Raw genomic sequence first — 22,454 nt, 5'->3', positions numbered from 1 at the left:
TCATCGTCCAAACTTTCACCGCCCTTCCCTTCCTTCGGCAGGGTGAAAACATCCCTGCTCCCTTTTGCCTCTGACCCCCTCACTCAAGGATTCGATGTTCGGATCTTGCATCTCGATCCCGGCAGGGATCATCGCTTGTAGCCCCGGGTCGAGGAGCCTTGGCGACGACCACCCGGGGACCCGCGTAGAGGAATCAATTCGACCCTGGTAGCGGGTCGCAGCGGGCGCGGATGAAGTGTTAGTAATATAATTGGAAGCTCTGATGTTAGATCATCAAGGCGATATCCGTGACATTTTCCTACTGGAGTAGCCGGCGGGAAGCCTGATAGTGACTTTTCTCGTCACTCAAATGCATTCGCTGGTTTCCCTCAATATCCTGCTTGCCACGGCTTTTGCCAGTGCCGTCCTGGCCAATGAAGACGCGCTCGCACCTCGTTGGATTTCAGGCGTTCCGTCCGGCGGCACCATCCAGATCATCGGTGATCATTTCCAGTATCAGCCCAGCGGACACAGCGACGGAAACGCGCTCAAGTTCTGGGACATCGCCTCCGGCTTCGATGGCACTCCGCTTGTCTTTCAAAAAGAGAGTTCGGTCAATTTCGTCTCTATTACCACCCAGACCTCGGAGCTACTGCATGAAGAGCGCGATCTCCCGCTTAAACCCCGTCGCATATTTTCTCCTTCGACCGGGATCACCACCGAACTTTCCGACATCTCCGCGTTTTTTCCTTTTGAATTCTCCTACGCCTACCTCACGACTCCCCGCTCACTCTGGGCACGAAGAAACGAAGGCGACGAAGCTCCTGGACTCGCCACCACAAGTGTTCTCTATCGCTTAGATCGGGCGACCAAGCAGACCGAAAGCTGGGAACTGCCTTTCAACATCGCCTACGGAAACGCCTCGGTGGATCTCGAGGAAAAGCATCTGGCCACGACATTCAGTGAGTCGTCAGTCGAATTCGGCACTCAGCAGATTCTCGCCGTCGCCGATCTCGAAACCAGAGAGCAGGTCAAACGGATAAGCTTCAGCGAGGGCTACGGTTCCTACCAGGCCCTGGTTAGAAACGGGGTCGTCGCCATTCTTCCAAATCTTCTCGATGTCTACAACCCTCAGGAATCCGCCGAGCTTCTGATCTATCAGGTTGATGGCGAAAGCAGCACCACGATCCCCTTCCTCGACCCCTGGGAAGCTGAAGCGCGGGTGACCTTTGTTCCCACGAACGATGGCTTCTGGTTCGTGCGCTCAAAGGATTCCGGGCTGGAGGCGAGACACGTCACACTTGGCGGTGAGCAGTTATGCGAAATCGACTTCTACGGTGAGAGCTCCGTCGGAAACAGGGTGATCTCCGGCGTATCCGACCGCTATCTCGCCATCCGGGAAAACTTCAGCGGATCGATCGGCATTTTCGACCGTCATGCGACAGCGCAATTCTTCATCAATCCTTCCGAAGCTCAAGAGTCTTCAGGCTTCATGGATGTGGTGGTTCAACTCCCGGAACCCCTCAACTTTCCGGCCAGCTGCCGTCTCGTTTCGAACTCCGGAACTGCCGAAGAAGGCGTGGACTTCCTACCTGTGGACGAAGTCCTGAGTTTTCCACCAGGCACGACCGAACAAACAGCGCGAATCAGCATCCTCGACGACACGGCCTCCGAGCTGCATGAAACCATCCAGCTGCGTCTTCTCGACTGCGAGGGCGCGAGTTGGGACGGGCCGCCAGCGGCGGCCATCATTCGCGCCAGCGGAGTGCTCTACAAACCAAGGGTCGAACAGCAGCAATTGCCCGTCTATCAAGGAACCTTGGATCGCTACAAGGATCTCCCTCCGCCGGTTTATGCCGGGGTCGACTTCCACATCATGGACACTGGCAACGCTTCGATCGGCCAGACCGAATTGGCCGTCTTTGACGCCGGCGACAATCTTTTCCTATTTTTCCTCGAAGCTCCTGCAAATGGATTCGAAGCCAGCCTCTGGTGGTCGGACGACCGACAAATTTCGGGAGTCTCAACCGAGGGACGATACCATTCGTGGAGCCGCAGCTCGGGGGAACTTCTCGAGGATATTCCGTGGCCGGGTCTACCTACAGGAGATTCAGATGTTCCCAACACCCTCGCGCCCGCAGGTTTGCCCGGCCTCTTTCTACTGGGTAACTCCAACGAGGGCATTTTCGAATGGAATGCCGTCCATGGCGCTCGCCGAGTGATCGCCTCCAGCGATGAGTTTGCGGACTTCTCCGGCCAGTGGCTCCCCTCCAACAGCAAGCCGTCGTTTATCGGTTATACCGAAGAAACCTACTGGCTCCTGGGCTGGATGAATCCGGATGCAAACGTCGGCGTGGCTCAGTCCGAGTTGCAGCTTCGCAGCTACGACCGGTCGACACTCCAGCTTCTCGGGAAACAGACTTTGCAGACCTTCGTTTATGGCTCCAATCGCTCGTCCATTTCGGTCTACGGATGCGGCACCCACGTGATCGTCGGAGACGTCTGCTACGATACCACCACTTTCGAAGCCGTCTGGACGACCTCCGATCTGCGTGAGAAAATGTCACGCAAGGCAGGACACAATGTCGGATTCCTCACGTTCCGAGCCTTGGGGAATTTCATCATCGCCAAAGGATCAACCTCCCATCCGAATCCCCGGCTGCCAGCCCAACTCATCGATCCCGCCACGCTGACGCTTCTCGAGGACCTTGATCCGCGGCTTGATGTTTCCGAAGCGTCGTGGGGAAACTTCCCCGGTCCCTCGTCGTCCGAAACCGAACTCACCTACAGCGTCAGCGTCCAGCCCGATCCCGGGGAGCGGTCATGGACGGAGATCTATCAGCTCTCCATTGACCGCCGGATCCCTGCCGTCGATGTCAAAGCAACACCGACGATCACCCCGTATGGTCTCACTCTCGAGTGGAGCGTGACCGAAGCCTATGACGACCCAATCGAGCTGACTTGGAAGGTCCTGGAAAGCGAGCATCGTGACTTCAACGGAACCTACAGCACCAGCCTTCCTCAGGTTCCTGACTTTTTTACGATTCCCCAAGGTTCGTCACCCATCTCCGGATACTCAGGCACGGTCGATCTGGTCATGCAGCCAAGCAGCTGGAATTGGCCGGATGATTTCGCCATCGAGATCCAGGCGGGCCTACGTTCTGAAATCCAGCGAAGTCGCCCCGACACCCTAACAAGTCCCCTGGTGGAAGCCGGCGGAGGTCCGCCTCAGATCACCTATGAGGATCCTCTGGTGGACCCCGCTCATCTGGCAATCGACGCCATCGAAATAGGCGATCGGTGGCTCGCCTGCCTGCTCCCATCGGCATCCACCGACGGCCAGAAGTCGGGACGCGTCGATATTTTCGATCGTCAAAGCGGCCGCTTCGTCCGCGCCCTTTCGCGTCCCGCCTCCTCGAAATGGAATACCTTCGGGGAGATCGCGCGGATCCATGGCGACCGCATTCTGGTCGGATCGCCGAGCTGGGGAGACTCCGGCAGCCCCGAGCCCAACTCCGGCGAAGTCTTCCTTTTTGACATCCCCTCAGGTCAGCTCCTCCACACTTTCCCGAGCAGCCTTTCCCTCATCGGCTTCGGTTATGCGCTGGCGATCAACGACCAGTACATCGCCATCGGGGCCATGGGAGAAGACCCGGACATCAGCCGAACCAACCCGCTTGAACGGGGCGGCTTCGAAGTATTTCATGCCACGACCTTCCAGTCCGTTTGGAAACAGAAAACCGATGGCGAGCAACTGGGTGCCTCACTCGTCCTGCGGGGCGACCAAATCTTCTCCGGCGCGCCCTATGCATCCCCGGTCTATGAAGGACAGAAGCTCCACTTCATCGGTGCGGTCCACCAGTTCGACATCCCCACGAAGAGGCGGGTCGAAACCTTCTTCTCGCCGGTTCCCGCACCATTGTCAGGTTTCGGAGAAAACCTCCAGGTATCCGATGGCTATCTTGCCGTCGAGCCGCGCTACCTCTATCAATTTTCAGATCAGACTTGGTACCAATTCGAAAGCGAAAGCGATCGGGTTCCCCTTTTCGGTGGCCAACCCACCTTGAGTGGAAATCATCTGGCTTCGGTCGCCTCCGGCAAACTCGAAGTTCTCAATCTCGATACGGGTCGGATTCATATCGGCGGACCCGGAGAATCATTTTCCCATGTCACATTGAGCGAGGATGGATGGGTCTACTGGACTGAGCGGGGCACCGCCTACGGCATGGAAATCTCGCTTATCGAGGGCTTCGTCTCCTGGTCCGAAGCCGATGGCAAAACCGTCGCGGACTTCGATGAGTATCTTGAAAAAGTCGGTGCCTCCTACTCGCTGCGGATCGATCCCGATCAATCCGATCCCACTCTCACCGATCTTCTTCCCGACTTGCAGCTTCCCGTGGATGCGGAAGCGGTCATTGAAAAAAGCAACGACCTTCGATCATGGTCGCCAGCCTTCCGTCGCGGGGTGACGGGCGAGTGGACTCCCGTCTCCGGTCATGCCAACGGCTCGGACTGCGAGTTCTACCGTTTGAACATCGGGCTCAACCCGCTCTTCGCACCGCCCGAAGCACCATAGCCGGATACTCCCCGAGCAACATGGGCTTCAGTCTTCTCCACGGAACCTGATGAAGACTGGATCGGCATCGGCTTCCTTCCTTCGTACGTGCACCTCTTCCCATTGATCATTCAGTGGCCGTACTTCAAGTTCGAGCCCGGCGGTATCCGTGAGCGGCATCCAATCCACAAGATCGCGACTGACCTCGGCCTCGACCGTCCGGACCCCGCGCAGGCGCTTGAAACAGAGAGCCTTCGAGCCACCCTCACCTGTCGCCTTGAGATTCCCGAGGCTTCCCCCTTCCTCCCAGAGTGGCATTTCCATGCGTTGCCACATGGTGAAACCCTGTTCATCGACCGCCGTGCCTTCCATCCATGGATCGGATGACTTTGCTTTGTCATAGGCCTTGAACGGCCACCCCTCAATCGTCTCGGAAATGCCGAGAGCGGAATGTGGAAGATAGCGGATCCTGGCCTCGGATGCCGAAGTGGCGAGCGAAACCAGCCCTGCCCACTCCTCATACCGGTCTGCCCAGAGCCACGGTCCCAGCCCTTCCCGATAGCTCACCGCCCCCCACGTTCCATCGGCTTGTCTCAGCTCCACCACGACGACTACATCCGGCGGTGGCGGCGCCCCTTCTCGAAACATCCACCCGAAGCCCTCAATCCTCTGCACCTTGACCGGAGGGTTCAGAGGATCGATCCGCAGGAAAACATACTCCTCGAAGTCGTCGGTGCCGCTCCCATCCACATCACCCCCGACCGGCAAGCTGGCAGCTCCCGGCTCCAACAGCGAGCGATAGCCACGGAAGTCACCGAGATCACTCAAGTGCATCGAGCGAAGCTTCCCCTGATGGGTGAAAATCAGCTGATCGTCCTCAACCTGCCCCCAGAAGGCTTCCGCATAGTTCTGCGGGTTCGTCGCAAAGAGCGTGGTGGAAAGAATCTCGGGGCTCGACTCACGCCAGAGCATCAACTCGCGCCCATCGTCCCAATTGACCATGCCTCCTCCCGCTGTCAGGCCTTCTTCATAAAGAGCGATCGGTGGTTTCATCGTCCAGGCAATGCTCATGTCCGAACGCCGGTAGGCCGTCAGCGAGCCATAACTCTGAGCGGAAAAGATGTAGTCCCCTCCCTCTGCGAGCCGGCCACTCTGCCTGCCCCCGTTCGCCGGATCGGGGTAAACGGGCTGTGGCGAATTCCCGGTGGGAAACCGATACCCGATGATCTGCCCATGCCCGTCATATCTCTTTCCTCCAATGGTCACATCGGCAGAGTTGGCGACCGCATAAAGGTCACTCCCGTTCCACGCCAGGGACTTGCCCAATTCACTGTTCTGACCTTTGAATTTCCGGTAGGCCCGGCTCAAATCCGTCCAGCGATACAGCTCGACATAGGATGTCGCAGGAGATCCAAAACTCACGCCGGGCGTTCCAAGAACCAGATAGTCATCCGAAGCCGCCATCGCTTCGGCGAAATGATAGGTCCCGGTCGTATCCGCAATCGATCCCCGGTAGGCGCCGCTCTCGAGATCGAAAACCAGCACTTCCGACTCACCCGTCGAATAGTTGAAAAAGGTTGCCGCGAGATGGTTCCCATGAACCACAAAGTTATCCGCAAACCTGCCCTGACTGCTGGAAAGCGGATTCCGGAACCTACGGATGATTTCGCCATCCGGCCGGCTGATCACCAGCAGCTCAAAATCCGGAGCGGGGTCATCCAGCGCATTTCTAACAACAAATCGGTCTTCCTGAATGGCGCACTCACCATACAGAGCGAGATCGGCGGAATCGGCCACCAACTCCTGGAAGCGATGCGGCACGAATCGAGCCAGCCCATCCATGCCGGCCAGCCTGCATACCGACAACTCTGACCCGCTATCGCCCGAAATCTCCAGAATCAGTCTGAACCCGCTGGAATTCCACGGATGGTAGTCAAACTCGGGGCTAAGTTTGTAGGGCACCTCCACGAACGAACGATCGCCCGGGATCCGGTGTTTCGTCCCATCCAGTTCAAGTGGCGCACTGGAAGCCCCTCTCAGATCCAAATCCACCTGGAATTCGAAGTCTCCCAAAAAGCTCTCCTTCGAACGGAAAACCATCTTTGATCCTCTACGATTGGCCAGCAACGATCCCCCCAGCCACTCAAGCGACGGTCTGCTGCGCTCCGCAACCAACTCGAAGAGCTGACTCTCTGAACTGGTCGAGGAACTTCCAGCCTCCAAGGGAAGATAACGGCTCCCCAGAAGCGCGCCGGTGCCATGCGACTCCGTCAATCCGATCAAATCGGTTTCCACCGGGAAGGAAGGGTGGCCAGAATCCTTTTTGAATTCCTCGACCGGAACCCCGGTTTCCACTTCCCAAACCAAGGAAGCCGCACCCGTTCCGCTGAAGCTCCTGCTCGTGACGAAGTGCCTGTTCCCGACGGCCGTCACAACGGTCGCGACGCCACTGTTGATGGGGGGCAGTGCGGACTCCCACGCCAATTCGCCCGTCTGCAAGTCGATCCCCGCGACCTGCTCGCTACTACGCCCCCAACAGACCAGCATGCCACCACCCGACCCGATTCCGTAGTAGGGAGCTGATCTCCCTTCTCGCCGCTCCCACAACAGCGAGTGATCCTCATTGGAAAAACACCGGAGGACCGCCTCGTCGGAAGAATAGAATCCGCGATCGATATCAAGCTCGACGACGTAGCGATCCTCGGCCGCCTCGACAAGCAGGTGACGCAAGCTCCCCTCAAGTCCCGACATCAAGTCGATATCACGATCCTCCGTCGGATCAACCGACACCACCTCGGCGCCGAGATAGGGAGTCCCACTGAATCGGTAGGTCAGAACGCTTCCAGGACCAATGATCTCGGAACCGGAATATCGGAATTCCGGATCAACCTGCCGAAAACGAAGCTTGGCACCGGTGGCGGCATCGAACTCGACAATTCGCAATCCCGACATGGGATCGCGGACCGCCGTCGTAATGACCCCGCCATCCCGCCTCCATTTCCACTCCAGGTGGAAGCCTTCCTTCGTCGGCATTGAGTCGATATCCAGTCGCTTGATCAACTGGCCGGTTTCCCGATCGAAGAGCCCCACGATCTTCGTATTACTCCAGTTGTTTCCTTCGTAGAAAAAACCGACCATTCGATCGTCAAATACCCAAGGTTCCCACGGGCTAAGCCTGAGCCCCGACTCATCAAAGAAGACAATGGGATTCGCCTGCAGCCCGCTGCCCTCGATCACAACCGATCCCGTGACATGGGCGGGAACCGTTAGGTTCACCCCTTCCGAGAACTCCACGATCACCGACTCATTGGACTCAAGCAGCTGATCCTCAAGAATCGGAATACTCAGTTCGATCTCCTGGGAACCTGCCGGAATCACGACGTGCTTGTCGAAACCGAGATAATCTTTCCCATCTTCAGCCGAGCCATCCCGCGTCCTCACCCGCAGTCCGACCTTCTGCTCAGCCACACGATCCAGTCGCAGTCGAACCATGGCCTCACGATCCATTTCGGTGACCACCACTCGGGACGGACGTTCCAGAACCGGGCGGGCATAAGCCGGATCGAAAATCTCCAGTCGCCCTGAGTAATAAACACACGCCCGGCCTTCCGCCGCGAGGATCTGGCCGGAATACCAGCTATTGCCCAACTGCCCTCGGAAACCCACCCGCAGACCACCCTCATCATCGATTTCCCAGCGTTCCAGCCTGTCGGATCCACCGAAGGCACCCCAGCATCCATCGCCGTCGGCCCCTAGTGCTGAAACCTCTATGAGTGGATAGGAGCGAAGCTCGCCACTCTCGAGATCGACCATTTCCACCCGATTCCCGGAGCTAATCCACACCCTTCCGCCGTCCTCATCGGCGATGGAGCTCGATCCTCCATTTGAAATCTGAACCGCCGGCCTGACAAGGGTGCCTTCCCGGTCGGTCACCACGACCCAGCGTTGGTTGGATTGACTATCCCACTGAATGAAAACGAAATCCTTCCTCCAGAAGCCGCAGAAAGTGCTGATCGAATACCCGCTTCCCAGGGGGGCAATCGAAATCGATCCGCTCTCACCGGTATCCAGGAGCAACCACAAATGTTCCTGATTGGCATACTCCGACCACAAGACCGCCAGCCCGTCCTCCACCACAAGGCTGCGCCCGTACTGTTCTCCGAAACTCAAGCTCGGAAAGCGGCTGACTTCCTCTTGTGACTTGGTATCGAAAAAGATGTAGTCGGCCCGATTGTTAGGATAACTCGCCTCGGATTCGAGTGCACCGGTTACCTGATCATCGCCGGCCAGGACCTGAAGCCCCTCGCGAAACTGCCTGGTGGTAAGCGAAGGCCTAAACGCCTCCTCGCTGAACTCGAGCAGCTCGACCGGGGCATCGCTATACGTGCCTCTCAGCACGGCACCGCTTCCTGAAAAATGAAGCAGTTCACGAGTCGTCTGCTCATACTGGTGGATGGCTCGATTCCGCGGCTCTTCATCTGACGCCCGCAAAACTCGACCGAGAAACAACCCGCAAAGGACGATCATCCACACGGAAAAACATCGAGAACCCATAATTGTAGGAATTAGCACGCTTGCTGAATAAGAACTTCGAGAGATAGGCAGGCCGCACTCCCCTCCAGTCGAGCATCCTCGTCACGGACGCCGCGCCCCGGCAGACGACCCGATCACTCCGGCCGCCACTCTTCCGGCTCGCTGCCGATCAGCTTGATTCCATCCTTGCCGATCGTGATCCGCTTTCGTCGGTAAAGTGCGCCGGTCGCCTGCTTGAAAGCCTTCTTGCTCACCCCGAGCGCCTTGTTGATTTCCTCCGGCGAACTCGAATCACACAAGTCCCAGAAACCCCCGCGCTTGATCAACTCATCTTCAATCTGCGCCTCGAGATCATCGATCCTCGCGCGTCCCGGAGGATAGAGCGAGAGGTCGATCTTCCCGTCTTTTCTCACCTGCACGATGTAGCCCTTCGTCTCCTCACCCGCACGCAGTCGACGATGCACTTCGTTTTCAAACAACACGCCGGAGTGCTTTGCGTTGATGATCGCCTTGTAACCGAGATCGGTTTTCCCGAACAAAATCAAATCCACTTCTTCGCCTTCCGCATAGTTCGGTGGCTCCTGGCTCAGGTAGCGGTTCAGTCGACGACTCGCCACCACCCGATCACTCTCCGGATCGACGTAGACGTGCACCACATACGATTTCCCCACTTCCATCCGCTCCTTCTGCTCACGAAAGGGCACCAGCAGATCTTTCTGCAATCCCCAGTTCACAAACGCGCCGACACCCGAAGTCGCCACACATTCCAAATAGGCAAAGTCTCCCGGCATCGCCTTCGGCCGCTTGCAGGTCGCGATCGGCCGGTCCTCGGAGTCGGTGTAAAGAAACACCCGCACCTGTCCGCCGATTTCCCATACCGGCGGAAACTCGCGTCTCGGAAGCAACACTTCGCCAAGCTCCTCGCCCCCATCGAGAAACACTCCCGGAGGAGCCTCCCGCAGCACCGTCAGAGCCACCCGTTCACCGATCTTCGCCATGGCCGCACTGTGCTGCGCTCGGCACCTCCCATTCAAGAACCATCGTTGACCTCGTTGTAGGCCTCCGTTCCAAAGGTCTTCTTCAGGCTCCTCCGCCGCATCTCATTCTCGATGGATAGACCCATGAAGTGAGCCTCGGTGTCTCTTCTAAAACGCTGCTCAAGGATCAGGCCGAGCCACACCACTCCGCCAACACAGCCCGACAACATGACGATCGAGGCCAGCAGAGCCCAATCGAATTCACTGACTGCCAACACAATCAAAAGGGCCCCGGTTCCAAGAAACACTAGAAGCTCTCGAAACATCCCGCCCTGATTCGTGAACACCCGGAAGGCGAGGGCTAAAACCAGAGGAATATACAGCACACCCCATCCGCTGACGAAGGGTGCAAGAAAAAGAAACCAGAAGTAAGGGAGCCACTCAAAGACATCGCCGAGATCCAGATCGACGATTGCCTCACCCATCCCCAGCGCCACCGAGGCCAGAAGCGACGCAACCACAAGGCATCCAGAAAAGCTCAGCACCCGCCGACCCACGTCGACCACCGCGACACCAAAAATTTCCTCGGGATCCAGCTCCAGGCCCATCGTCCAGAATTACAGCATCCCCACCGGCCATGGCGAGCCTCATTCCGACTCAGATCATTCAAATGCACATTTTAAATATTTATTCGAAACATTTCCCACCGGGCGGCGTTACTCTCGGCATGCCCGCTCCCTCCACCAAATCCCGCCTGCTCACGGCAGCAGTCGGAATCTTTGCCGAAAAGGGCTATCGGGATGCCACGGTCGCCGAGGTCTGCGAAGCCGCCGGAGCCAACATTGCCTCCGTCAACTACCACTTCGGCTCCAAGGAAAACCTCTTTCGCCATGTCCTGCGCAAGGCCTTCAAGCGCTCCGAAGAAGAATTTCCGCTCGATGGCGGCCTGAGCTCGGATGCCCCGGGCGAGCGCCGCCTCCACGCCTTCATGTCCGGCATGATCCGCAGGAACTTCGACCCCGGACCGGCCGGCGACTTCAACCGCATCATGATCCATCAAGGCACCCGCGAATTCGCACCGGACGAACTTGTGGTGGCCGAAGTCGGTGAACTCCAAGGCGTGATCCTTGGTTCCATCCTTCACCAGCTTCTCGGGAAAATCCCCAAGGCCATCCTCGCCCAGGCCAAGCTCAACATCGTCGCCCTCTGCGTTTTTCCCAGCCTCGCCCATCGGGTCCGCGCCCACATCTTCCCCACCGAAATGTCGCCTGAAAAGCTCAGCGAGTTCATCGACCGCCAGCACGCCTTCGCGCTCGCCGGCATCGCCACCTTTGCCTCCGCCAACCCATGAGAGCTTCCCTCCTCCTTTGTGCTGCGATCCTCGCCTCCTGTGCCGCACCCGGTCCCCTCGCGCCCGGTGCCGCCTCATCGCTGGAAATCCCGGCGCGCTTCGATGCCACACCCGCTCCCGTCCCTCAGGTCGCCGATTCGCTGCTCGGATTGTTCAATGACTCGCGCATGCGTCGCGCGGTCAATCAGGCGCTATCTAACAACCCCGACCTGAAGGGCAGTCTGGCGCGAATGGAGGAAGCCGGATTCAACACCCGAAAAACCGCCTCCGAACTCTATCCCGCGCTGGATGGCAATGCCAGTGCCGGTCGATCAAGGCTTCCCAGTGTTGGTGAATCCTCCGACTTCCGGCTCTCTCTCGACGCCCGCTGGGAGCTCGATGTCTGGGGCCGCATCCGAGCCGGCGTCACCGCCAGCACCGCCGATCAGGCTGCCGCAGCCGCCGACTACGCAAGCGCCCGTCAATCGCTCGCCGCCCAAAGCATGCAATCCTGGTTCGACCTCGTCGCCGCGGAAAAACGACTCGCCCTCGGAAACCGTCGCGTCACCAGCTTCGAGGACACCAACCGACTCGTCGCCCGACGCTTCGAACTCGGCACCGCCAGCCTCGCCGACCTCGAACTCACCCGCACCGACCTTGAAAACGCCCGCGCCGACATCGAACAGCTCAAGGACAACCGCGACCGCGCCGCCCGCACGCTCAATCTTCTAACAGGGGCATACCCCGACGCCGGCATCTCCGCTTCCTCATGGCCTTCGCTGAATCGCTCCGTACCATCCGGCGTCCCCTCCGACCTGTTGCTGAAGCGCCCGGACGTCGATGCCGCCTACCAACGGCTCCGCGCCGCCGACTCGCGGGTCAAGGTCGCTCACGCCGACCTCTTCCCTTCTTTTCCTCTAACAGGTTCTGTCGGCAACAGCAGTTCGTTGCTTTCCAACCTCGCCAACTCAAGCTTCGACACCTGGTCCGTCGTTGCCGGCCTCTCCGCGCCGATCTTCGACGCCGGCCTGCGCCAGGCCGAGCTCGGTGCCGCCGGCAAACGCGCCGAACAAGCCCTCGCCGCCTGGCAGTCGACCGTCCTTTCCGCCTTCAAGGAAGTCGAAGACGCCCTCGGCAGCGAACGACTCCTCCTCCAGCAGGAAAAATCGCGACTGCAGGCCCTCGACGCCGCCCGCAGCGCCGAAACCCGCACCCGCCGCGACTACGAGGCCGGCATCTCCGACCTGCTCTCGCTCTTCGAAGCCCAACGCCGCGTCTTCTCCACCGAGGACGACACCATCAACCTTCACGCCGCCCGCCTCCAGAACCGCGTGGCCCTCGCGCTCGCCCTCGGAAAAGGCGTCTGACCCATCACCTCCATGACCACAGGAAACAAGATCATCAACCTGCTCTTCGCGCCCCTCATCATCGCAGTGGCCGCCTTCGGCATCTACAAACTGGTCTCTTCCCGCAAGGAACCGCCGCCACGCAAACCACAGGTCGCCATCTCGCGCGTCAGCGTGATCGAGTCGAACCCGGCCGACGCCAGGCCGACGATATCGACCTACGGCAATGTCCGTACTTACTACGCCACCCAGGTCGCGGGTCAGGTCGGAGGACGGATCGAAAGCATCGCCGCGGAATTCGACGCCGGCCGCGCCGTCAGGACCGGCGACCTGCTCGCCAAGATCGAGGACGCCGACTACCGCAGCGCCCTGGCTGAACGCGAGTCCGCCGTCGCCGCCGCCCGCCAGACCCTCGCCGAGGAAAAAACCCGCTCGCAGATCGCCGGCGAAGACTGGCTCGCCTCCGGCCGCAAGCTTGCCGACGCCCCGGACTACACCTTGCGCAAACCCCAGCTCGCCGCCGCCGAAGCTGCTCTGGAAGCCGCCGAAGCCGCCACCGACCAAGCCCAGCTCAACCTCCAGCGCACCGAAATCCGCGCGCCATTCGATGCCATCGTCCAGAGCCGCGAGGCCAGCCCCGGCAACGTCGTCGCCGCCGGCACCTCGCTCGGCTCGCTGATCTCACGCGACAAGGTCGAGGTGCGCCTCCCGCTCACCCCGGCCCAAGTCGTTCGACTCGACCTCCCACTCGCTTTCGTCCCCGGCTCGAATCCCGCGCTTGAGGCCACCCTCCACAGCCCCTCCCTGCCCGGCTCCGAATGGCAGGCTCGGATCACCCGCACCGAGGCTGCCATCGACCCCCAGAACCAGACGATCTATGTGATCGCCGAAGTCTCCGACCCCTTCGAAAACGGCGACGCCGTCCTCCCCGTCGGGACCTTCGTCACCGCGAAGATCAACGGAGCCACCCTCCCCGCCGTCCACGAACTCCCGGATGCCTCGCTCGTCGAAGACAGCTACGTCTGGGTCGTCGATCCCGAAAACAAACTCCGCCGCCAAGCGCTTGAGCGTCTTTTCAACGAGGACGGCAAGTTCCTCGCACGCATCGCCGAGCCCGTTGCCGAAATGCCCCTCAAAGTCGTCACCCGACCACTCGCCAGCTTCCGCGATGGCGCCGCCGTCGTCATCGAGAACCCGAGCTCTAACAACGACCAGCCATGAGCGACCGCGACGATCCCATCGCCAAGCATCCGTTCATCGCCTGGTTCGCCTCGAACCCGGTGGTCGCCAACGTGATCCTGCTGACCGTCCTCTGCGCCGGCATCTACACCGCCTTCACCGTGCGCAAGGAGGCCTTCCCCTCCTTCGACTCCCAGAGCGTCTCGATCGTCGTGCCCTTTCTCGGCGGCACGCCCGAAGACGTCGAGCGCGGCGTCGCCATCAAGGTCGAGGAAGCCCTTCAGGGCATCCAGGGCATCGACCACATCCGCAGCACCTCCACCGACAGCGGCGCGACGATCACTGTCGAATCGATCGAGGACTACCCGATCCAGAAACTGCTCGATGACGTCAAAATCAAGGTCGACGCCATCCCGAGCTTTCCCGAGCAGGTCGAAAACCCGATCATCAGTGAAAACAAACGCAGCAACCAGGTGCTGTGGGTCGAAGTCCACGGCTCGGCCTCCGAGGCCACCCTCAAGGAAACCGCCCGCCACCTCCGCGACGAACTACTAAAACTCCCGGAGATCAGCCTCGTCGACACCTTCAGCGCGCGGGACTACGAAATCTCCATCGAGGTCTCCGAGGACAAGCTCCGCGCCTATGGCCTGACCTTCAGCGAGGTCGCCGACGCCGTTTCCAACAACTCCATCGACCTTTCCGGCGGGGTCGTGCGTGGAAAAGGCGGCGAGATCACCCTGCGCTCGCGCGACCAGGCCTACGACGCCAGCGAGTTCGGAGCCATCCCGCTGCGGACCTCCGACGACGGCACCCGGATCTTCGTGCGCGACGTCGCCGACATCCGCGACGCCTTCGTCGATCAGGAAATCCTCGGCCGCTTCGATGGCGAGAACTCGGTTTCGCTCCAGGTCACCACCGAGGGCAATGACGACGTCATCAACGCCAGCAGCGCCGCCCAATCCTATGTCGAAAGCTACGCGACCTTTCACCCCCTGCCCGAAGGCGTGTCCGTCAGCACCTGGAACGACGGCTCCACTCCCATCCGCGGCCGCCTGAAGCTGCTCATCTCGAACGGAGTCACCGGCACCCTGCTGGTCATCGTCACCCTCGCCCTCTTCCTCAACCTGCGGCTCGCCTTCTGGGTCGCCGTCGGCATCCCCTTTTCCGTCGCCGGCGCCATCCTGCTCTTCCCGCTGCCCGGCATCGATCTCTCCATCAACCAGCTCACCTCCTTCGCCTTCATCATCGTCCTCGGCATCCTCGTCGATGACGCCATCGTCATCGGCGAAAGTGTCTTCTCCGCCAAGGAGGAGCAGAAGAATCCCGACGCACCCGATGCCGAACTGCGCGCCACGGTCCGCGGCGTTTCGCGGGTCATCGTGCCCGCCTTCTTCGGCGTCGTCACCACCATCGCCGCCTTCCTCCCCCTCAGCCAGATCTCCGGACGCCTCGGCAATGTGCTCGGCCAGACCGCCATCGTCGTCATCTTCACCCTGATCTTCTCGCTCATCGAATCGAAGCTGATCCTGCCGTCCCACCTCGCCCACATCGACGTCCACCGCCGCGGACGCAACTTCCTCTCGCGCGGACTCTACGCCATCCAGGACCGCGTCGCCGACGCCCTGCAATGGTTCGTCGTGCGCTTCTTCCAGCCCGCGCTGCGCCGCATGATGGACTACCGCTACCTCGTCGCCGGCGCCTTCCTCGCCCTGCTGATCGTCGTCATCGGGCTCATCCCGGCGGGAAAACTCCGCATCGTTTTCTTCCCCGACATCTTCCGCGACGACATCTCCTCGAACGTCGAACTCGAACAAGGCCTGCCCGTCGATTACCTCCACGAAGTCGCCGTGCGCATCGGCGATGGACTCGAGGAAGCCGTCCGCGAACTCGAAGCCGAGTCCGGCGAAAAAATCCTCAAGCACTACCAGATCTCCGCCAACACCAACACCGCCGCCTCGGTCGCCGCCCAACTCACCCCCTCCGAAGAACGCAGCGTCGCCACCGGCGATGTCGTCAAACGCTGGCGCGAAAAAGTCGGCCCCGTCGCCGGTGCCCGCGCCCTTTCCTTCTCGGGCACCACCGGCGGACGCAATCGCGCGGACCTCGATATCCAGCTCGAAAGCACCGACCTCGACGCCCTCAAGGCCGCCGCCGACGTGCTCAAGGAAAAAGTCGCCACCTTCCCCGGAGTCAACGACGTCAAGGACACCTTCGATTCTGGCAAACCCGAAATCAAAATCGCCATCACTCCCGAAGGCGAAGCCGCCGGCTTCACCCGACGCGACCTCGCCAGCAACGTCCGCGACGCCTTCTACGGACGCGAAGCCCAGCGCGTGCAGCGTGGCCGCGACGAAGTCAAAGTCATGGTGAGATACCCCATCGAAGAGCGCAGCTCCCTCGCCACCCTTCGCGACATGCGCATCCGCGCCCAGGACGGCAGCGCCGTGCCCTTCTCCGTCGTCGCCGACACCGAATACGGCTCCGGCCTCGCCTCCATCCAACGCACCGACTCGAGCCGCAACGTCAACGTCCAGGCCAACGTCGATAAAAGCATCACCTCCGGCGAAGAAATCCTCGCCCGCCTCAGCGAGGACTACTTCCCCGACTTCCGCGCCCAGCACCCCGAGGTCGACATCGCCCTCATGGGCGACGCCGAGCAGCGGCAGAAATCCGTCGTCTCGCTCGAAGTCGGCTTCCTCGTCTCACTGCTCTCGATCTACATCCTGCTGGCGATTCCGCTGAAGTCCTACTCCAAGCCGCTCGCGATCATGTCAGTCATTCCCTTCGGCATCATCGGCGCCCTGCTCGGCCACTTCCTCTTCGGCCTGCCCGTCAGCATCCTCTCCGTCTTCGGTGTGCTCGCGCTCAGCGGCATCGTTGTCAACGACTCGCTCGTCTTCGTCCACCGCGTCGATGAACTCCGCGCCGAAGGCCTCGCCCTGCCCGACGCTCTCCACGACGCCGCCGGCCAGCGCTTCCGCGCGATCCTGCTCACCACTCTAACAACCTTCGTCGGCCTCGTCCCGCTCCTCGCCGAACCCGCCGTGCAGGCTCAGTTCCTCAAACCGATGGCCGTCTCCGTCGCCTTCGGCGTGCTCTTCGCCACCGTCATCACCCTGATCCTGCTCCCCATGCTGATCCTCATCTCCCACGACTTCCGCAGCCGCTTCGGCCGCTCCATCGCCACCTGGAAAGCCCTTCCATCGCGGAGTTCGTAGATTGGCCGCGGAGAAAGTGATGCCCCACGAATCAGCTGAAGAGCGTTGATAGCAGCCAGACAAAGCTCGGCCAAATCACCTCTCTCAAAAACCGCCGACATCGCCACACAAAACAGAATAATCCCTTGAAACACAAGGAATCGCCACCCTAGTCTTTCAACGGCAACACCCCGAATATCAAGATCGAGGTGATACGAATAAACATTGTTGGGCAAGAAACACATGAGCGCAGTCGTTGACGAAATAGAGCCTCAATTACACGACTCCATATGCTCAGAGGCGGAGTTTCTGGACCTAGCGAACAGTCTTGGCAGACCAATCCCGCTGCCTGACGGTTCCACAATCAAGCAGCTTCGTGTCTCTTCTTCAGATAGGGCGAGACCAAACTCGTTAAGTGAAAGGTTTGGAACGGGCACTTTCCCCTTTCATACCGACACAGCATTCTGGCCCCGGCCCGCTCGTCTAGTATTACTGAGAGCAGTCAGCGGTAATCTAAGTCGGCCAACAGTGCTAGCCCCATTCGCCTCGATGGTAGGCGAGTTCTCTTCAGGACGACTGCGACAGGGAGCTTGGCTTTGCGATACCGGGCGACGCAAGGTGTATACGACTATGTATTTTGAGCAGGGTGGGCAGCGTGGGTTACGTTACGATCCGAATTGCATGGCTCCGGCGAATAGGGCCGCGAGAGAGGTCGATGCGCTTCTTCGAGCACGATGCTGCGACATCAAGGGCGAATTGATAGATTGGCTGCCCAATCGTGTTGCGATCATCCCTAATTGGCGATATTTACACGCCCGCGGGGATTCTGACTGCGACGACTTCGATCGACTAATTCAACGAATTTACATTTACTGACTATGGCATGGGATCGTGATTCACTCTGGGCAAAAGCTTCAGTATACATGGAGAGAGCATTTAATGAGTCCAAGGATGATCCATTGTTTGGACTCTGGGCGGCGTTGGGTCTAGAATTGTTGGCTCGTTCTGCAGTCTCTCATGTGAGTCCAACGCTCCTAGCTGAGCCTGACCGCGAACACAAACATCTGCTCCACGCTCTTGGAAGAGGTTCGGAGCGCGTTCCAAAGAGATCCTTGGGTTCGGCGCAAGTGCTTCAATTGTGTTCAAACCTTTTCGACCAATTCACCGACGAACATCAGAAAGTTTCGACGGCCATCATCAACCGAAGAAATGAAGAGTTGCATTCGGGCAGTTCAGCTTTCGACGAGTATCCTAGTTCGCAATGGCTCAGTGGGTTTTGCCATTCGTGCAAGGCGTTATGTGAGTGCCAGGGAAAAGATCTAGCTGAGCTCTTTGGTGATGAAGAAGCCACGAACGCTGAAGAGTTGTTGACACAAGAGCGTTCTGGAGTCGAAGGTCAGGTCAAGTCGTCTATCGCTGCGCACAAGAAGGTTTTCGATGAGAAGACTCCAGAAGATCAAGCTGCAGCCAGAGCTGCGGCGGATCAACAGGCCAAGCAGCTCTCGTGGCAGGGGCACCACAGAGTGGTTTGCCCAGCGTGCGGTTCCCCTGCTAGTGTTTCGGGCGTATTGTACGGTCAGGAGCAAGTCTCTCATGATGACGGAGAAGTCGTAGTTAGGCAGCCCGTCAGTCCGCGTGAGTTTGAATGCTCCGCGTGTGGCCTGAAACTGAGCGGCTACGCGAAACTAGAAGTAACAGGCATGGGTGGCAGACATACTCGAACTAGCCGATATACACCCGAGGACTATTTTGGTTTGGTGGATCCTGAGAACTTCGCACCAGACCTTGAATACGACAATGAATAAGCCCAATCGGGTAGGCAGGGGATTCTAACCCCCGCCCCCCACACCACCGGCCATACGGATCCGTAGCACGGCGGTTCCAACACGCCACCAACACGGAAATGGGGTCAGTCAAAACTTTTTGACATTCACTCCCCCACTGTGTTCCGTTGAAGAGAGCCACGACAGAAGAGAATCGAGTATCCCGGTGCGCTCTATCACGTGATGGCTCGCGGCAATCGGCGAGAGGACATCGTGTTGGACGATGAAGATCGGAGGAGGTTCGTGAAAACCCTCGCCGAGCTTGTCGACCGGAGCGGCTGGCGGCTCTACGCGTGGGTGCTGATGGACAACCACTACCACCTACTAGTCCGCACTCCGGAGGCGAATCTCGTGGATGGCATGCGCTGGTTTCAGAACACCTGGACGCGCCGATTCAATGCCCGTCACCGACTCTGGGGACACCTTTTCGGAGGCCGCTACAAGGCGATTCCGGCGGCTGGCGATGGCTACTTCAGCCGACTGGTTCACTACATCCACCTCAATCCGGTGCGAGCCGGGCTCGTGAAGAAGAAGGATGGAATCGCAGAAAAGGTGTCACGCAGAAAAGGTGTCAGGTGATAAATCTTGCATTCCACCTTGCCCCTGGTTACGGCTTTCAGTATGGGGAGAGGGCCGCGAATTGAGTTTCCCGGGGCGATCTACCACGTCTTGGCACGCGGGAATCGCAGGGAAGCCATTGTCCTTGGCGACGATGATCGCTGGATGTTTCTAAGAACGCTGGGAGAGATGGCGAAGAGGACGGGGATTCGGATTCATGCCTATGCCTTGATGGACAATCACTACCATCTCGTTCTCGAAACGCCGAAGGCGAATCTGGTGGCGGGAATGCAATGGTTCCAGACGACGTATACCCGACGATTCAACGTGAAGAATGCCAAGCAGAAAAGGTGTCAGGTGATAAATCTTGCATTCCACCTTGCCCCTGGTTACGGCTTTCAGTATGGGGAGAGGGCCGCGAATTGAGTTTCCCGGGGCGATCTACCACGTCTTGGCACGCGGGAATCGCAGGGAAGCCATTGTCCTTGGCGACGATGATCGCTGGATGTTTCTAAGAACGCTGGGAGAGATGGCGAAGAGGACGGGGATTCGGATTCATGCCTATGCCTTGATGGACAATCACTACCATCTCGTTCTCGAAACGCCGAAGGCGAATCTGGTGGCGGGAATGCAATGGTTCCAGACGACGTATACCCGACGATTCAACGTGAAGAATGCCAAGTGGGGCCACCTTTTCGGCGGACGCTACAAGTCGATCGTGGTGCAGGGTGGGAGGGGCAACTATTTCAAGCAGTTGCTGGACTACGTGCATTTGAATCCGGTGCGGGCCGGCATGATCCAGAAGGGCGATGGCTTTGACGGGGCGGAGTGGACGAGTCTGCGGGAGTATCGCAAGCCCCCAAGCAAGCGCTTCGAATGGATGGAGACGGCAAAAGGCTTCGAATGTAGCGAACTGAAGGATACGGCGGCGGGGCGGCGGAAGTTCATCGAGCGTCTTGAGCGGCTGGTGGATTGGAGCGAAGCGAATCAGGCAGGACGGGTGCTGTGGGAAGGCCAGAGCCTCCAGTCGACCTTGCGACGAGGGTGGTATTTCGGAGGCCAGGCGTTTCGGGAGAAACTACTCAAGATGGCGGGAATGGATGGAGAGAAGCCCGTGAAGAAGGATCGGAAGCGCTATACAAGTGCGGAGCTGAAGGATCTCGATCTAAAGGTCGCGGGGAGAATTGTGAAAGAGGGTCTCAGAATCCTGAAGGTAGATAGGGAGGCATTGCCGGAACTGCCGAAGAATGATCCGAGGAAAGCCCTTCTTGCCCACCTTCTGATGGAACGCACCAGCGTCAGGCTGAAGTGGATCGCCGAGGAATTGACGATGGGAACCGCGCCGTACGTCAGTCGGATGGCGAGGGAAGTTCGGGAAAAGCTGGAGAAAGGCGACAAGAAGACCGCGAAACTCAAGGATGAGATTGCAAGAGTTATCACCTGACACCTTTTTTGGTAGTCCGGCGTCCTCACACCACGCCTGGATCAGGCTCACTCCCTTGGAAAGCGAGGCGTTGGCTTCGAGGATCTGGGCGAGCCAGGCCCAGAAGACCGTGACGTTGCAATACTGCCTGATCCGCCGGGAAACCGACAGGCCGTGAAGGAAGTCGGCCGGCAGGACATGGGAGAACTGCATCGCGTAAGTCGCGATGGAGGAGTCGGCCAGGGCACGGCGTGTGGCGGCGATAATATCTTGCAGGCGGCGCTTGGCGGAGCCACAAAGCTGCGTCGGGAATCCGCTGAGTAACGGTTGGTTTTTGGTCACACAGGATCTAACAGGACCAGCGGATTCTCGGCCACTCTTTATCCCGAGGTCCGGCTTAAAACAGCGCCATTCTCACCTGACACCTTTTGACATGCCTTTTGACATGTAGTTCAGATAGTTCATCCATAAAATAGATCAGCAGGAGTTTTACCAAAATTATCCAGTACATCCTGACTACCCCCTTGAGACACGAGGTATTTATATATTAAAGTAAATTTATAATCAGCAGCACAATGAAGAGGAGTGTATCCAAGGTCTCCTTGAGCATTTACATTAAGTCCATTTTCGCATAATTCCTTGACCAATTCAATGTCACCACGCGTAACAGCTGCGTGCAAAAGAGAATCTCCAGAAGCAGATCTAACTACTTTTAAGTCAATATCTTTAAAGTTTGAATTTTTAAGCGAAAACGCGTCCTGACAATCATTTAAAAAATCTAATAATTTAAAAGTCATATTTGTCGCAACAACATTTATTATTTTTAACGTCTTCTTTTAATTTATCAACGGTAGAATTCCATTGATCAATCTGACCTCCATGATCTTGCGGGTCATTATCCATAGGATACCTTTTCATCCTATCATCCCGCATAGATTTTACGTCTTCAGCTCTTTTAAGTCTCCAGCAAATTGACTTACATGGGTCTTCGTCGTTTTTATAGGGATCAGGCTCATATTGGCGTGTTCTGATTTTTCTTGTTAATTCACGAACTGCCTTCTCCTGTGCTCGTCTTGCTTTCTTGAGTGCTTTCTCAGCTTCAGGGCTCGGAGGATATTCTTCATATCCTCCATCCACAACATCTGCAATAGCTTCACCAACTTGCCAACTAGCGGCAAATGCGGCGGCAGCCGCAACAACGGCATCACCAACAGGAAGCGGACCATCTGCCGCTGCAGCTGGTGCGGCTTTTGCCGCGCTCTTCGCCGCCTCAGAAAGCGCCTTTTCAAGGACACCGCTTGGCCCGGGTGAAAAGAGACCAAGATTATCCCAGTCATTCAGCCCATCATTTCCAACAAACCCATACAGGTTCACCCCGCCCCTCTCCCCGATCGGATCCCTACTTGGCCACCTCCCCGTCACCGGATCGTAGTACCGAAAGCCGTATTTGGTTATCCTGGAAGTTTCCGAAATATTCCGTAAGTAATACATAAGCAGATGGTTACACCGAAGCTAGGGATTCCCGACTAGGTTCTCTTAATCTGGGCGTTTCTG

Annotated in this window: 14 protein-coding genes; 9 read left to right on the top strand and 5 right to left on the bottom strand. The window is 58.5% G+C overall.

Features of this window, described 5'->3' with window-relative positions:
• Positions 1 to 349: 349 nt before the first annotated feature.
• Positions 350 to 4,555 (top strand): Calx-beta domain-containing protein, encoded by a 4,206-nt coding sequence (locus ACFQY0_RS11150; RefSeq protein ID WP_379712314.1) that lies wholly within the window; start codon positions 350 to 352, stop codon positions 4,553 to 4,555.
• Positions 4,556 to 4,582: 27 nt separating this feature from the next.
• Here ACFQY0_RS11150 and ACFQY0_RS11145 read toward each other — a convergent pair whose 3' ends face one another.
• The 3 genes from ACFQY0_RS11145 to ACFQY0_RS11135 all read right to left on the bottom strand — a co-directional run bounded on the left by ACFQY0_RS11145 (position 4,583) and on the right by ACFQY0_RS11135 (position 10,652).
• On the bottom strand, positions 4,583 to 9,061 hold the full coding sequence (locus tag ACFQY0_RS11145) for a Calx-beta domain-containing protein (RefSeq protein ID WP_379712312.1): 4,479 nt from the start codon (positions 9,059 to 9,061) through the stop codon (positions 4,583 to 4,585).
• 140 nt (positions 9,062 to 9,201) lie between these two features.
• Complete coding sequence (locus tag ACFQY0_RS11140; RefSeq protein WP_379712310.1) at positions 9,202 to 10,065, bottom strand: CvfB family protein; 864 nt, start codon at positions 10,063 to 10,065, stop codon at positions 9,202 to 9,204.
• 32 nt (positions 10,066 to 10,097) lie between these two features.
• Positions 10,098 to 10,652, bottom strand: a complete 555-nt coding sequence (locus ACFQY0_RS11135) for a hypothetical protein (RefSeq protein ID WP_379712308.1) — start codon at positions 10,650 to 10,652, stop codon at positions 10,098 to 10,100.
• Positions 10,653 to 10,771: 119 nt separating this feature from the next.
• Here ACFQY0_RS11135 and ACFQY0_RS11130 point away from each other — a divergent pair, with 119 nt between their 5' ends.
• The 8 genes from ACFQY0_RS11130 to ACFQY0_RS11095 all read left to right on the top strand — a co-directional run bounded on the left by ACFQY0_RS11130 (position 10,772) and on the right by ACFQY0_RS11095 (position 20,921).
• Entirely contained in the window at positions 10,772 to 11,395 is a 624-nt protein-coding gene (locus ACFQY0_RS11130; RefSeq protein ID WP_379712306.1) for a TetR/AcrR family transcriptional regulator, read from the top strand.
• Positions 11,392 to 12,741 carry an efflux transporter outer membrane subunit gene (locus ACFQY0_RS11125; RefSeq protein ID WP_379712304.1) on the top strand — a complete coding sequence of 450 codons (1,350 nt, stop codon included), beginning with the start codon at positions 11,392 to 11,394 and terminating at the stop codon, positions 12,739 to 12,741. Before ACFQY0_RS11130 ends, ACFQY0_RS11125 begins: the two co-directional genes overlap by 4 nt.
• Positions 12,742 to 12,753: 12 nt before the next feature.
• Positions 12,754 to 13,941 (top strand): efflux RND transporter periplasmic adaptor subunit, encoded by a 1,188-nt coding sequence (locus tag ACFQY0_RS11120; RefSeq protein ID WP_379712302.1) that lies wholly within the window; start codon positions 12,754 to 12,756, stop codon positions 13,939 to 13,941.
• A complete protein-coding gene (locus tag ACFQY0_RS11115) occupies positions 13,938 to 17,117 on the top strand; it encodes an efflux RND transporter permease subunit (RefSeq protein ID WP_379712300.1) in 3,180 nt (1,059 codons plus the stop codon). Before ACFQY0_RS11120 ends, ACFQY0_RS11115 begins: the two co-directional genes overlap by 4 nt.
• Positions 17,118 to 18,019: 902 nt before the next feature.
• The gene (locus ACFQY0_RS11110; RefSeq protein WP_379712298.1) at positions 18,020 to 18,901 is read left to right on the top strand and encodes a hypothetical protein; all 882 of its coding nucleotides are present in this window, start codon (positions 18,020 to 18,022) and stop codon (positions 18,899 to 18,901) included.
• Positions 18,902 to 19,102: 201 nt separating this feature from the next.
• A complete protein-coding gene (locus tag ACFQY0_RS11105; protein WP_379712296.1) occupies positions 19,103 to 19,498 on the top strand; it encodes a transposase in 396 nt (131 codons plus the stop codon).
• Between the two features lie 42 nt (positions 19,499 to 19,540).
• Positions 19,541 to 19,903 carry a transposase gene (locus ACFQY0_RS11100; protein WP_379712294.1) on the top strand — a complete coding sequence of 121 codons (363 nt, stop codon included), beginning with the start codon at positions 19,541 to 19,543 and terminating at the stop codon, positions 19,901 to 19,903.
• Positions 19,881 to 20,921, top strand: a complete 1,041-nt coding sequence (locus ACFQY0_RS11095) for a transposase (RefSeq protein ID WP_379712292.1) — start codon at positions 19,881 to 19,883, stop codon at positions 20,919 to 20,921. The genes ACFQY0_RS11100 and ACFQY0_RS11095 overlap by 23 nt, the downstream gene beginning before the upstream one ends.
• Before the next feature lie 440 nt (positions 20,922 to 21,361).
• On the opposite strand, the gene ACFQY0_RS11090 is transcribed toward ACFQY0_RS11095, so the two are convergent.
• Together ACFQY0_RS11090 and ACFQY0_RS11085 are read right to left on the bottom strand one after the other, a co-directional pair.
• A complete protein-coding gene (locus tag ACFQY0_RS11090; protein WP_379712290.1) occupies positions 21,362 to 21,697 on the bottom strand; it encodes an ankyrin repeat domain-containing protein in 336 nt (111 codons plus the stop codon).
• Complete coding sequence (locus tag ACFQY0_RS11085) at positions 21,687 to 22,391, bottom strand: RHS repeat-associated core domain-containing protein (RefSeq protein ID WP_379712288.1); 705 nt, start codon at positions 22,389 to 22,391, stop codon at positions 21,687 to 21,689. Before ACFQY0_RS11085 ends, ACFQY0_RS11090 begins: the two co-directional genes overlap by 11 nt.
• Positions 22,392 to 22,454 lie beyond the last annotated feature (63 nt).

The organism is Haloferula chungangensis (genome assembly GCF_042664875.1).
Taxonomy (GTDB): Bacteria; Verrucomicrobiota; Verrucomicrobiia; order Verrucomicrobiales; family Akkermansiaceae; genus Haloferula; species Haloferula chungangensis.
This window is presented reverse-complemented; position numbering and strand designations above follow the sequence as displayed.